This window comes from Peribacillus muralis (assembly GCF_001645685.2).
GTDB classification, from domain to species: Bacteria; Bacillota; Bacilli; order Bacillales; family DSM-1321; genus Peribacillus; species Peribacillus muralis_A.
This window is the reverse complement of the sequence record NZ_CP017080.1, coordinates 4,709,790-4,722,611: the sequence shown is the minus strand read 5'-3', so window position 1 is coordinate 4,722,611 and position 12,822 is coordinate 4,709,790. Positions and strand designations below refer to the sequence as shown.

The 12,822-nt window shown below is 44.6% G+C and carries 13 protein-coding genes; all 13 read left to right on the top strand.

What is annotated here, in order from left to right:
* Positions 1–194 precede the first annotated feature (194 nt).
* Positions 195–650, top strand: coding sequence for a hypothetical protein (locus ABE28_RS22935; RefSeq protein ID WP_064467098.1), 456 nt, complete (start codon positions 195–197; stop codon positions 648–650).
* Positions 651–808: 158 nt separating this feature from the next.
* Entirely contained in the window at positions 809–1,879 is a 1,071-nt protein-coding gene (prfA, locus tag ABE28_RS22930) for a peptide chain release factor 1 (RefSeq protein ID WP_064467306.1), read from the top strand.
* Positions 1,872–2,741 carry a peptide chain release factor N(5)-glutamine methyltransferase gene (gene prmC / locus ABE28_RS22925; RefSeq protein WP_306807317.1) on the top strand — a complete coding sequence of 290 codons (870 nt, stop codon included), beginning with the start codon at positions 1,872–1,874 and terminating at the stop codon, positions 2,739–2,741. Before prfA ends, prmC begins: the two co-directional genes overlap by 8 nt.
* A gap of 132 nt (positions 2,742–2,873) precedes the next feature.
* A complete protein-coding gene (gene spoIIR, locus ABE28_RS22920; protein WP_064467099.1) occupies positions 2,874–3,758 on the top strand; it encodes a stage II sporulation protein R in 885 nt (294 codons plus the stop codon).
* A gap of 292 nt (positions 3,759–4,050) precedes the next feature.
* Positions 4,051–5,103, top strand: coding sequence for an L-threonylcarbamoyladenylate synthase (locus ABE28_RS22915; protein ID WP_064467308.1), 1,053 nt, complete (start codon positions 4,051–4,053; stop codon positions 5,101–5,103).
* 77 nt (positions 5,104–5,180) lie between these two features.
* A complete protein-coding gene (locus ABE28_RS22910) occupies positions 5,181–5,747 on the top strand; it encodes a manganese efflux pump MntP (protein ID WP_064467100.1) in 567 nt (188 codons plus the stop codon).
* A gap of 174 nt (positions 5,748–5,921) precedes the next feature.
* On the top strand, positions 5,922–6,365 hold the full coding sequence (locus tag ABE28_RS22905; protein WP_064467101.1) for a low molecular weight protein arginine phosphatase: 444 nt from the start codon (positions 5,922–5,924) through the stop codon (positions 6,363–6,365).
* Positions 6,366–6,387: 22 nt separating this feature from the next.
* A complete protein-coding gene (locus ABE28_RS22900; protein WP_064467102.1) occupies positions 6,388–7,677 on the top strand; it encodes a methyl-accepting chemotaxis protein in 1,290 nt (429 codons plus the stop codon).
* A 118-nt stretch (positions 7,678–7,795) separates the two neighbouring features.
* Positions 7,796–8,242, top strand: coding sequence for a ribose 5-phosphate isomerase B (rpiB, locus tag ABE28_RS22895; protein WP_064467103.1), 447 nt, complete (start codon positions 7,796–7,798; stop codon positions 8,240–8,242).
* 80 nt (positions 8,243–8,322) lie between these two features.
* Positions 8,323–8,916 (top strand): TIGR01440 family protein, encoded by a 594-nt coding sequence (locus tag ABE28_RS22890; protein WP_064467104.1) that lies wholly within the window; start codon positions 8,323–8,325, stop codon positions 8,914–8,916.
* 487 nt (positions 8,917–9,403) lie between these two features.
* Positions 9,404–10,645, top strand: coding sequence for a serine hydroxymethyltransferase (glyA, locus tag ABE28_RS22885; protein WP_064467105.1), 1,242 nt, complete (start codon positions 9,404–9,406; stop codon positions 10,643–10,645).
* Positions 10,646–10,864: 219 nt separating this feature from the next.
* Positions 10,865–11,494 carry a uracil phosphoribosyltransferase gene (gene upp, locus ABE28_RS22880; RefSeq protein ID WP_061141285.1) on the top strand — a complete coding sequence of 210 codons (630 nt, stop codon included), beginning with the start codon at positions 10,865–10,867 and terminating at the stop codon, positions 11,492–11,494.
* 24 nt (positions 11,495–11,518) lie between these two features.
* Positions 11,519–12,661: a non-hydrolyzing UDP-N-acetylglucosamine 2-epimerase gene (gene wecB, locus ABE28_RS22875; protein WP_064467106.1), complete on the top strand. Its 1,143-nt coding sequence runs from the start codon at positions 11,519–11,521 to the stop codon at positions 12,659–12,661.
* Positions 12,662–12,822 lie beyond the last annotated feature (161 nt).

The window sequence follows — 12,822 nt, the reverse complement described above, 5'->3', positions numbered from 1 at the left end:
TCTTAAGGCATTTTTTTAATGGGATGATTTATTTGTAAAATTGAATGGAAGCAAAGAACACGATGGAACGATGAACAAGTTGCGGGTTGTATCGACCAATACATGGAAGCGGAATGAAAGATTAATTATTGTCCCATTTTGGGAAGGATAACGAGGAAAAGATCTTGTTGACCAATCAAAATGGAGGGAAAAAAATGAAAATCAGAATGGTATTGATGGCCGCTTTCGTGCTCGCTGCACTAACAGCATGCGGTCAAAATGATCAAGCAATAAATAATGATTCGGAATATGGCGATCAAAGTCGTGATGGGAAGGATTTTGTCGGCAGCGGTTTAAAGCATGTTTCCAATAAGGATTGGGAAAATGAAGCAGAACGGCCTTCCGACCAGATCCTCAACACCCCTCACCATACATCCAACAATTCTCCATCCATGGGGCAGGAGATAGCTGTCATTCGGGATGCCGTTAAGTCTGAAACGGATTATGAAGCAGGATCGGTTTGGATTAATGGCAAAACGATTCATGTTACGGTCCATGATAAGGGAAAAATCAAGACCGATCACCAAAGAAAGGAAGAAAAGAAACGACTGGAAGATCTGATCACGGGTGTGGTGCCTCAATACAAGATAGATGTTGAATTAAAGAAATGACCACATTTTTGAATCCTCTTTGACGTTGATTATTCACCTATACTATAATTAACCTAGAAGTGAACTGAGCTGGGCACTGAACTAATTATTTATAGTAAAAAAAAGATGGATTACTTCCCATTGAGAGATTTAATGGGGAAATTTATGAGGTGAATGATTTGTTTGATCGATTGCAAGCAGTAGAAGATAGATATGAAAGATTGAATGAACTATTAAGTGACCCGGAAATCATCAATGATTCCAAAAAACTAAGGGAATACTCCAAGGAGCAATCCGGCATTCAAGAAACTGCATCGACTTATAAGGAGTATAAAGCGGTTCGTGAGCAACTCCGGGAAGCCAAGGCGATGCTGGATGATAAACTTGATGCGGATATGCGTGATATGGTAAAAGAGGAAATCAGCGAGCTTGAAGAGACGATAAAAGGTCTGGAAGACAAGCTGAAAATATTGCTCATTCCTAAGGACCCCAACGACGATAAAAACGTAATCATGGAGATTCGCGGCGCTGCAGGCGGAGATGAAGCGGCATTGTTTGCAGGTAGCCTTTACCGCATGTATAGCCGTTTTGCCGAGGTTCAGGGCTGGCGGACAGAAGTGATTGAGGCAAGTCCCACTGGGCTTGGAGGCTACAAGGAAATCATTTTCATGATTAACGGAAATGGTGCTTATTCCAAATTGAAATTCGAAAATGGGGCCCATCGCGTTCAGCGGGTGCCTGAAACCGAGTCTGGCGGACGGATCCACACCTCTACGGCCACGGTAGCCGTTTTGCCTGAAGCGGAGGAAGTGGAAGTCGAAATCCACGATAAGGATGTGCGGGTCGATACTTTCGCTTCAAGTGGACCTGGAGGGCAAAGTGTCAATACGACAATGTCTGCGGTGCGATTGACCCATGTCCCTACCAATACGGTCGTCTCTTGCCAAGATGAAAAATCACAAATCAAGAACAAAGAAAAAGCCATGAAAGTATTGCGGGCGAGGGTATATGATAAAATCCATCGTGAAGTGCAGGCGGAATATGATCAAAACAGGAAGCTTGCTGTCGGTACGGGCGATCGTTCGGAACGGATTCGTACTTACAACTTCCCGCAAAACCGCGTTACCGATCACCGTATCGGTTTGACGATCCAAAAGCTGGATCAAATCATGGAAGGTAAGCTTGATGAGGTCGTGGATGCCTTGATCATGGAAGACCAATCTTCAAGGCTGGAAAATGCAGATGAGTGATTCTTCACTGAAAGTGTTTGAAGCCCTGAAATGGGCTTCTTCTTTTTTAAAGGATAATGATCGTGATGCCAATGCCGGCGAAATCCTGTTGCAGCATTTGTTGAAACAAACCCGTTCCATGCTGTTGGCGAACCTGCATGATGAGCTGAGTGAAGCTGATTTAGGGCGTTTTAGGGCGGCTGTGGAGCTGCATGCTGAGGGGACGCCGATCCAGTATATAATCGGAAGTGAAGAATTTTATGGACGGACCTTCTTTGTGAATGAAGAAGTGTTGATACCGAGACCTGAAACGGAAGAGTTGATTTATTACACACTCCGCAAGATGCCGGCCCTTTTTAATAAAGGGCAGAAGCTCCATTTGGCGGATATTGGCACAGGCAGCGGCGCAATCGCCATTACGATGAAGCTTGAAGAGACAAGCTTATCGGTATCAGCCACGGATATAGCGGCACCTTCCTTAGAGGTGGCGAAGGGAAATGCCAGTGCCCTTGGTGCAGAGGTGCAATTTATTCAGGGTGATTTGCTTTTGCCGTTCATTGAACTAAATGAAAAGGTGGACATCCTTTTATCGAATCCCCCGTATATCCCGATTGATGATCAAAAATCCATGTCTGTAGTGGTAACGGGGCATGAGCCGCATCGGGCGTTATTTGCTGGCAGCGATGGTCTGGACTTTTACCGCCGTTTTATGGAGCAGTTGCCGCTGATCATGAACGTACCTGGGCTGATAGGGTTCGAGGTGGGTGCTGGGCAGGGGCAGGCGGTTGCCGACATGTTGCTGCGGACGTTTCCGGCAGCAAGGGTATCCGTTGAAAACGATATTAATGAAAAAGATCGAATGGTCTTTGCTGCATTAACATGATTCGTCCCTCATTCGGGACGTTTTTTTTGTATGGCTTGCACATGGAATCTACCTGATTATCATTTTTTTTATTTTACTAGTTTAAGATAGCTGGAAAATGGTGAGACTGATTCATGTGAGGGGGCGAAGGCGATGAAAACTAAACATTTAGCCATTATTTATCTATTAATCTTAACGATAGGAACGATCGTAAGTATATATATGCCGAAAGCGGAAGTGGCCGGTGCCGAGGAAACGAAAGTGATACCGGATGAGGCAATCCGTTTGCGGATACTTGCAAATAGCGATGAAGAAAAGGATCAAGCAGTTAAGAGGTTGATTCGGGATGAGGTTAATAAGGATATCACGAAGTGGGTTCAGGAGCTTACTTCCTTGGATGAGGCGAGGGATGTAATCACCGCTCATCTGCCTGATATTCAAGCCAAGGCGGAGGCGGTCGTAAAGGAGAATGGTTTGGAACAGTCAGTGAAAGTCGATTTTGGCCAAGCAGAATTTCCGACAAAACTTTATGGGCAATATTTATATCCGGCAGGGGAATATGAAGCAGTGATCATCACGCTCGGTGAAGGTGAAGGGGCCAATTGGTGGTGTGTCTTGTTTCCGCCATTGTGCTTTCTCGATTTTTCGAATGGAACGGCAGTGAGTCAAAGTCCCATAACCGAGGATGAAGAGGAAGGGCAGTCAGCCTCGACAGGAAAGGTGTATGCGGCAACGAGCGAAGAGAAACAGTCTTCTCCTCCGAACGAACAGGTAAAAGCAGAGGTCGCAGCGGCAACGGAGAAACCGGCAGCACATGTTGATACGGTCAAGGGAGAAGAGGTTGTGAAATCAGAAGCAAAAGCACCCGAGGAACAGGTTGCAGACCTAGAAGGAAAAGCGAAGGAAGACGCGGCGGTTGAAAATGCAGAAGAATTAGCGGTATCCCGTGAACAAGGTCAACAATTGTATGAAGGGGAAAAAGAACCTGAGGTGGAAGTGAAGTCGCTATTTGCAGAAATTTTCAAAGATCTATTCTAAAATGAGGGCAATGGCCCTCGTTTTTTCTTGTGAAGCTCCTTGATGAACAACATATCCACAGAGTTATTAACAAAATATCAAAAAAGTCTGTCATTAATGATTAATATCCACAAACTTATCCACCGTTTCAATCTATTTATCCACAATTTGTGGATAAAGCTTGAATTCTGTGTATAGTTCTTTTATACTTTCAAAGTACTTTTAAGTAAAATCTGTGCGATTTAGTGAAAATATCGTTTATATAATAGCAATTGGATAAAAAAAGAAAAGGTAAAAGGCGATGGTGTTAAAAATGAAAACGAAAGTTTGGTCAGTGGATAAAAATGTGGATAATTTACAAAGTTATCCCCAAATTACAGAATCGGCTGGATTATTAAAGGCGGACCAAGTGGTTGCTTTTCCGACAGAGACCGTATATGGACTAGGAGCGAATGCCAAAAGTGACGAAGCGGTCAAAAAAGTGTTTGAGGCGAAGGGGCGTCCAAGTGATAATCCTTTGATCGTCCATATAGCTTCTGAAGGCCAGTTGGAGGATATTGTCGAAGACATTCCCGAACAGGCGCGAAGGCTAATGGCTGAATTTTGGCCAGGACCTTTGACGTTGATCTTAAGACGTAAACCGGGCAAGCTATCGAATTTTGTAACAGCCGGCTTGGACACGGTTGCCGTGAGGATGCCTGATCATCAGGTTGCCCTCGGCATCATTCGCGCGAGCGATCTGCCCATTGCTGCTCCGAGTGCCAATACTTCAGGTAAACCAAGCCCCACTTCGGCTAAACATGTAGAGGATGACTTATTGGGGCGGATTGCAGGCATAGTCGATGGCGGTACTACAGGTGTAGGTGTAGAATCCACAGTCCTTGATTGCACAGTGGAGGTCCCTATCATTTTAAGGCCAGGCGGGGTGACCCTGGAACAGCTGAAGGCCGTCATCGGGGCCGTGCAGCAGGATGTCGCTTTGAAGAATCAGGATACGGCGCCAAAGGCTCCGGGTATGAAATATACTCACTATGCACCGAAAGCCCCTCTATACTTAGTCAAAGGTCAACCAGCTTTCCTGCAAAGACTTGTGGATGAAAAAAGAAGGGATGGGTTAAAGGTAGGCATCATTACGGCTCTTGAGCACGAAGCTGAATATATCGCCGATTATGTGGTTGTCCCCGGTTCCTTGGCGCAGTTGCACACAGTTGCCGCAGGGTTATATGATGCTTTGCGTCAGTTTGATGAATTGGATGTGGATATCATTTTCAGTGAAAGTTTTCCTGAATCAGGTATAGGTGCTGCAGTCATGAATCGTCTTGAAAAGGCGGCAGGTCACCAAATCATTGACGAAAAACATGTATGAATAAGGGCTGATTTTATCCTTCTATTTCTTTTCGGACATGCATAACATGTAGTAGGCACGTCCGAGGGAGGATTGGGATGAATACATTTGCTGGAGAAATCATCACCTTATTGCTTATGGCATTCGCGTTGGGAATGGATGCCTTTTCAGTCGGCCTTGGAATGGGAATGTTCAAGCTGAGGTTAAGGCAAATATTTTCGATAGGGCTGGTTGTAGGCATTTTTCATATTTGGATGCCTTTGCTTGGTATGGGGGCAGGCCGTTTCATTTCAGAAAAATTCGGGACCTTCGCCACGTACGCCGGTGGTCTTTTGTTGATAATTCTTGGAATACAAATGTTCATTCCGGGAAAAAAGGATGAATCCGGTTCAAGGGAAAACAAGATGCTGGCTCCCGTCGGCAAAGGCTTATTGATTTTCGCCTTAGGTGTAAGCCTGGATAGCTTTTCGGTAGGCTTGACCTTGGGGATTTATGGTGCAAAAACGGTTGTGACCATCCTTTGCTTTGGGATTGCTGCCACCCTTTTAACGTGGGCAGGCCTTTTACTGGGAAGAAAAATGCAGGGGTTGCTCGGTGTGTATAGTGAAATTCTTGGCGGCAGCATCCTTTGTGCCTTTGGCTTGAAATTATTGTTTTCTCTATAAATAAATCCAACTGCATATCGGTCCTTCCTCAACTGTTCCGTAACCGGGGCGGTTTTTATTTTTTGGAAATCTCGACTCGATCAAGTGCAAGGTTTTTTTATACGGGGAGTGCCGTTATTTTTGACTAAGAAAAATGAACGATGGCTTATAATGAGTAAAAAGGGAGGCTTTAAAATGATCCGAATACTATTTGTTTGTACAGGAAACACTTGCAGGAGCCCAATGGCAGAAGCGATATTGACAAGTAAAAACATTCCTGGTGTCGAAGTGAGGTCGGCTGGGGTTCATGCATCGTCGGGGCAGGAGGCTTCCATGCACGCTAAAAATATTCTCGTTGAAAATGACATTGTGCATCGTCATCAATCGAGGCACCTGACGAAAGAAGAAATGGATTGGGCTACTCATATTTTCACCATGACCCAAGGGCATAAAGCGGTCATCATCAGTGGATACCCCAATATGATCGATAAGACTTTTACTTTAAAAGAATACGTTCTTGACGATAAACATGATAGAGACATAATCGATCCATTTGGTGGTTCGGAAGGCATTTATCGGGAAACGTTCAAGGAGCTGCATGATTTAATCGCAACATTAGTCATAAAGCTGAAAGAGTAAGTAGTCTACGGGGGGAAGCGGAATGGCGGAAAGATTGCGTTACAAGTTTGGTTTGCGAAAAAAATTAGTTATATTCATCACGGTCCTGGCTCTGATCACCTATTCGATCTCAGCGTTTTTTATCTTCGTGGTCCAACCTATGTTTTTTGCCAAAATGAATTCACTTAGTTTTGGTGTAGGAACGCTGTTATTGGGGATATTGTGGTCTGGTATTCTTGCGTTTTTTGCAGCGGGTGTCATTACCAAGCCCCTGAAAAAACTGGAAAAAGTCGTGTTGAGTGCTGCAGAGGGCAGTATAAGTGAAGAGGTGGTGCTGCCAAAGACGGACGATGAAATCCGTTCATTGGGCATCGCCTTCGACCATATGCTCTCCAATCTAAGGGAAATGGTCCAGAGTATCGAAGTGAATTTTCATGAAACGAACGAAAAGGTCATCCATATTTCCCGAGAATCAACAAAAGCTTCGGAACAGGCAGAAAACGTGGCAATGACGATTGGTGAAATATCGAAGGGGGCTGAAACATCAGCCGCTTCGATAATGAGTACGGCTGAATCGATTGACGAGGTCACCATTCTTGCCCAGAAGGTTCAAACAAAAGCGCAGGAATCCGTCGGCCTTTCAGGTGAAATGGCCGCAGAACTCATTCAGAGTAAAGCGGTGGTCAACTCCTTGGTCGATGGCATTAAGCAGCTGGCGGATGAAAATCAACAGTCATTGGAGACGGTCAAGCGCTTGGAGGAGCATGCAAAAAAAGTCGAACAAATCATCGTGCTTGTCGGCGATATTGCGGCACAGACGAATCTGCTTGCATTGAATGCATCCATTGAAGCTGCCAGGGCAGGAGAGCATGGAAAAGGATTTGCTGTTGTCGCTGAAGAAGTCCGCTTGTTAGCGGATCAGAGTGCCAAGGCTGTGCAAGGCATTTCGGCCCTGGTCCAAAATATTCAAGTTGAAGTCCAGGCTGTTGTCAAACAGATAAGCAATCAAGTCAAATCGGCAAATGAAGAAGCTCAAAAAGGGACGGAAACGGATATAGCCATAGAAGGCATGACAAAAACGGTACATAATGTTGTCGCGGCGGTAAAGGATATTACAGAGCTTGTTGACCGTCAAATGGAAAGTGTCGAGGAAACATCTAGACAGTCCCAGGAAGTGGCTGCCATTGCTCAGGAGACTTCAGCCGGTGCTGAAGAAGTGATGGCTACGACAAATGAACAGGCAAGCATGATGGAAAACGTCGAAAAATTGGCGATGGAACTTAAAAGCCAAGCGGAAAAGCTGAAAGGCACCATTACACGCTTTCACACTTGATTTTTCCCTGCAGGAGACCGAAGCGGTTTCCTGCTTCTTTATGGACGGTAGCCATCCTTTATCTTTTCATAATTTTATGACACAATGAAATCAAATAAGAAGCAAGAGGAGGATTATCATGAAAGTTGCGATTGCCTCGGATCATGGTGGAATTCATATCCGTGAAGAAATAAAGAATTTAATGAAAGAGTTACAGATCCCGTTTGAGGATTTTGGCTGTGAGTGCAGCACTTCAGTGGATTATCCGGATTATGCGCTGCCTGTTGCAGAAAAAGTGGCGAATGGTGAGTTCGATCGGGGAATCTTGATTTGTGGTACTGGGATTGGGATGAGTATTGCAGCGAATAAAGTCAAAGGGATACGCTGTGCCCTGGTACATGATGTCTATAGCGCGAAACTGACCCGTCAGCATAATGACACCAATATGCTGGCGATGGGGGAACGTGTCATTGGCCCTGGACTTGCCCGGGAAATCGCTCAAACATGGCTGACCTCGGAATTTGAAGGCGGTCGCCATCAAAATAGAATCGGCAAAATTTCTGACTATGAAGGTAAACATAGCTGAAGCGTAAAGCTTTGAAAAAGATTTGCAGAGATCCACTTTTCTTCGGATAGCAAGTTTTCTTATTGAAAGGATGCGTTTACATGTCAAGTGATGCTAATATTTCAAATGAGCTTGAGGGATGGGAAACCCAGTTTCGGAAACTTTTGCATGAGTTTCAAGAAGAGGCGGCTTTAAAAGAGAAACAATTACTTGTCATTGGCTGCAGTACAAGTGAAGTAATCGGAAAACGGATCGGCACTGAAGGTACGCTCGATGTGGCCGGCCTGATATTTTCCGCCGTGAAGGATTTTCAAGAAAAAACCGGTGTCCATGTCGCTTATCAATGTTGCGAGCATCTGAATAGGGCATTGGTTTTGCAAAGGGAAGCGGCCGTACAAAGAGGTTATGAAGAAGTATCGGTCATACCGGTCAGAACGGCTGGAGGGTCGATGGCGACATACGCCTTTCAACAATGGGAAGATGCCGTTGTCGTGGAGCATATCAAAGCGGAAGCGGGCATAGACATTGGGGACACCTTCATAGGCATGCATTTAAAGCATGTCGCCGTTCCGCTTCGATCTGCCATCAAGGAAATAGGTCACGCACACGTGACGATGGCAAAAACCCGCCCCAAACTTATCGGCGGCGAGCGGGCCGTCTATCAGGATATTCCCGACAACAAAAGTTGCCAATAAATTAGCGGATGGTACGTCAGGCATGAACTAGATAGGGCTTCGGAGATCTCATTCCGTAGCCCTTTTTGTTTGATGAATTCCCCAGCGCTTATTGGATGGCCTTCATATGTGTGTAATCTGCCCACCTGTAGATAGATATAGCCGTCCTTTTCCTCTCCTGACGGTGGACAAGCTCCTTTTAGCCATGCCATTTTTGAGTGACCAATAATGTAAGTAAACTGTACTCCAAGGTAAACGAAAGCTTTTTTGCTGTAGGACATAGGTTAAATGGAGTATTATATAAAAATAATAAGTTAAATACGAACATTTGCAAATGAAAAAACATTTAACGTTCGATAAAATTACACTATCACTTCTAAAATAGACATGTTAAAATGGAGAAGAATTTTCTAATAATTATGGGACAGGCTTTTTCATGTCTTTTTGAAGACATGTTGCACATAAATACTAAAAAGCGAATCACGCACATTTGAGGAGGAATTACGGAATGAATCGTTTAGCCAAGCAAGATGAGCAAGTGTTTAACGCAATTCAACTGGAATTAGGGCGTCAAAGAAGCAAGATTGAGCTTATTGCTTCTGAGAACTTCGTGAGTGAGGCAGTCATGGAAGCTCAAGGCTCGGTCCTAACCAATAAATATGCTGAAGGATATCCAGGGAAACGGTATTATGGCGGCTGTGAGTATGTTGACATCGTTGAAGATTTGGCTCGTGATCGTGCAAAAGAGATTTTCGGTGGCGAATATGTGAACGTTCAGCCGCACTCTGGTGCTCAAGCCAATATGGCCGTTTACTTCACGGTACTTCAAACAGGCGACACGGTGCTTGGCATGAACCTTTCCCATGGAGGGCATTTAACACATGGAAGCCCGGTAAACTTCAGTGGGGTCAATTATAACTTTGTTGAATATGGTGTAGACGAAAAAGATCATCGTATCGATTATAATGATGTATTGGAAAAAGCGCGTCAGCACAAGCCGAAAATGATCGTTGCGGGTGCGAGTGCGTATCCACGAGAAATTGATTTCAAGCGATTCCGCCAGATTGCGGATGAAGTTGGAGCATACTTAATGGTCGATATGGCCCATATCGCAGGACTTGTTGCTGCTGGATTGCACCAAAGCCCGATTCCTTATGCGGATTTCGTAACGACAACAACTCATAAAACCCTTCGCGGACCACGGGGCGGGATGATCATCTGTAAAGAAGAATTTGGCAAGAAAATTGATAAATCAATCTTCCCGGGAATTCAAGGCGGGCCTTTGATGCATGTCATTTCCGCTAAGGCTGTTGCGTTCGGCGAAGCGCTTCAAGACGATTTTAAAGTGTATGCACAGCAGATCATCGACAATGCCAAACGCTTGGGCGAAGGCTTGAAGAAGGAAGGGTTCACCCTTGTTTCTGATGGGACGGACAATCACTTGATTCTTCTTGATGTACGCTCGACAGGATTGACTGGAAAAATAGCTGAACACGTTCTTGATGAAATCGGGATCACCGTTAACAAGAATGCAATTCCATATGATCCGGAAAAACCATTCGTCACGAGTGGAATTCGTATCGGTACCGCCGCTGTGACATCACGTGGCTTCGGTTTGGAAGATATGGATGAAATAGCTTCGATCATCGGACTTGTTCTGAAGAATAATGAAGATGAAGCTAAGCTTGAAGAAGCGAAACAACGTGTGGAATCGTTAACGAGTAAATTCGAATTATATCCTTCATTGTAATGTCCGGGCCACTCCTTTTATAGGGAGTGGTTTTTTCTGTTATTATAATTGAAGAATCTGAATTGTGAAAATAGGTCTGACATCTAAACCATTATTGAAGATTGAACCTTTTTTCTGTAAAATAGGTTGAAGTGAATTTTAAGACACGAAAATTTTTCTATTCATTTAGGGGAATTATAAAAAGAGCAAAATTATGCAATGGAATTGGAGAGATGCCAAATGGGAAAAGTTTTTGTTTTCGATCACCCGTTAATTCAACACAAATTAGCCTATATACGCGATATAAATACAGGAACAAAAGAATTCCGCGAACTAGTTGATGAAGTGGCTTCATTGATGGCATTTGAAATCACTAGGGATATGCCGCTTGAAGAGGTGGAAATCCAAACACCGGTTAGCACAGCGAAGGTGAAAATGCTCTCAGGTAAAAAAGTGGGGATCGTTCCAATCTTGCGTGCGGGCATCGGGATGGTGGACGGAATCATTAAATTGATTCCTGCCGCTAAGGTCGGACATGTCGGTCTATACCGTGATCCGGAAACATTGAAACCTGTCGAATATTATGCGAAAATGCCGAGTGATTTGGCAGAAAGGGAATGTATCGTCGTTGATCCAATGCTGGCTACCGGCGGTTCTGCCATCGAAGCGATCCATTCCATTAAAAAGCGCGGTGCGGTCAATATTAAATTCATGTGCCTGATTGCAGCTCCAGAAGGTGTGGATGCATTAAAAGAAGCGCATCCTGATGTGGATATATATATTGCAGGACTTGATGAGAAGCTGAATGAACATGGTTATATCGTTCCAGGTCTGGGAGACGCGGGAGATCGTTTATTCGGCACAAAATAATGGATGGAAACTGAGGTGTCACGAATGAACAAACCGATAAAGGTCATGACAATTTTCGGTACGAGACCGGAAGCCGTCAAAATGGCACCGTTAGTTTTGGAATTCCAAAAACACCCAGAACATTTCAAGCCGATCGTTGCCGTTACGGCTCAACATCGTCAAATGTTAGATCAAGTTCTTGAATTATTCTCGATCCGGCCCGATTATGACCTGAACATAATGAAGGATAGGCAAACACTTGCCGATATCACAACGAGGGCATTAAACGGTCTTGATTCGATCATGAAGGAAGCCGAGCCCGATATCGTTCTTGTACACGGTGATACGACTACAACGTTTGTCGCCAGTCTGGCTGCCTTTTACAATCAGGTCGTCATTGGCCATGTGGAAGCGGGGTTGCGCACTTGGAATAAGTATTCCCCATACCCGGAAGAAATGAATCGCCAGCTTACCGGGACGATGGCGGACTTGCATTTTGCTCCGACTTCAAAAGCGGAAGCGAATTTGTTGAACGAAAACAAGAAGGACAATATCTTCGTGACGGGGAATACGGCGACCGATGCTTTAAAAACGACGGTACGTTCATCGTATAACCATCCCGTTTTAACTGGATTGGGAGCAGACAAGCTCATTTTGCTGACTGCTCATCGCCGGGAAAATTTAGGGGAGCCGATGCGGAATATCTTTAGGGCTGTCAAGAGGCTCATTGCCGAGCATGATGACATTCAAGTCGTTTACCCGGTCCATTTGAATCCATTGGTTCAGGAACTGGCAAATGAAATTCTCGGAGGGGAACCTCGGGTTCATTTAATCGAGCCATTGGATGTATTGGATTTTCATAACTTCGCTTCAAGAGCTTATTTGATCATGACCGATTCTGGAGGAATCCAAGAAGAAGCGCCGTCACTTGGTGTACCGGTGCTTGTTTTAAGGGATACGACTGAACGTCCTGAAGGGATATTGGCTGGCACCTTGAAATTGGCGGGCACAGATGAGCAGATGGTCTTCAATATGGCACATGAATTGCTGACGAACGAAGAAGAGCATGAAAAAATGTCCAAGGCTTCGAATCCGTACGGTGATGGGAATGCTTCGGTTCGTATAGCGGAAGCGATCCGTTATTATTTCAAGCAAGTGAATGTACCGCCAGCTAGATTTGATTCATAATGAAGGAAAAGTTTAACGGTTCTTCCTTTCAGACTGCAGACAAACTCGTTTTGTCTGCAGTTTTTTTGGTTTTGATGGTTGGACTTTTCCGTTGCATTCTAATGTGTGTAAATACGGAGATGGAATTTCAGTCCCTGTAATCGAAGAAACTGTACTTGTGC

Excerpts from the sequence above, each read along its gene's own strand:
- ABE28_RS22935 (WP_064467098.1), top strand. The coding sequence starts at position 195 with ATGAAAATCAGAATGGTATTGATGGCCGCTTTCGTGCTCGCTGCACTA.
- prmC (WP_306807317.1), top strand. The coding sequence starts at position 1,872 with ATGAGTGATTCTTCACTGAAAGTGTTTGAAGCCCTGAAATGGGCTTCT.
- spoIIR (WP_064467099.1), top strand. The coding sequence starts at position 2,874 with ATGAAAACTAAACATTTAGCCATTATTTATCTATTAATCTTAACGATA.
- ABE28_RS22915 (WP_064467308.1), top strand. The coding sequence starts at position 4,051 with ATGAAAACGAAAGTTTGGTCAGTGGATAAAAATGTGGATAATTTACAA.
- ABE28_RS22910 (WP_064467100.1), top strand. The coding sequence starts at position 5,181 with ATGAATACATTTGCTGGAGAAATCATCACCTTATTGCTTATGGCATTC.
- ABE28_RS22905 (WP_064467101.1), top strand. The coding sequence starts at position 5,922 with ATGATCCGAATACTATTTGTTTGTACAGGAAACACTTGCAGGAGCCCA.
- ABE28_RS22900 (WP_064467102.1), top strand. The coding sequence starts at position 6,388 with ATGGCGGAAAGATTGCGTTACAAGTTTGGTTTGCGAAAAAAATTAGTT.
- rpiB (WP_064467103.1), top strand. The coding sequence starts at position 7,796 with ATGAAAGTTGCGATTGCCTCGGATCATGGTGGAATTCATATCCGTGAA.
- ABE28_RS22890 (WP_064467104.1), top strand. The coding sequence starts at position 8,323 with ATGTCAAGTGATGCTAATATTTCAAATGAGCTTGAGGGATGGGAAACC.
- glyA (WP_064467105.1), top strand. The coding sequence starts at position 9,404 with ATGAATCGTTTAGCCAAGCAAGATGAGCAAGTGTTTAACGCAATTCAA.
- upp (WP_061141285.1), top strand. The coding sequence starts at position 10,865 with ATGGGAAAAGTTTTTGTTTTCGATCACCCGTTAATTCAACACAAATTA.
- wecB (WP_064467106.1), top strand. The coding sequence starts at position 11,519 with ATGAACAAACCGATAAAGGTCATGACAATTTTCGGTACGAGACCGGAA.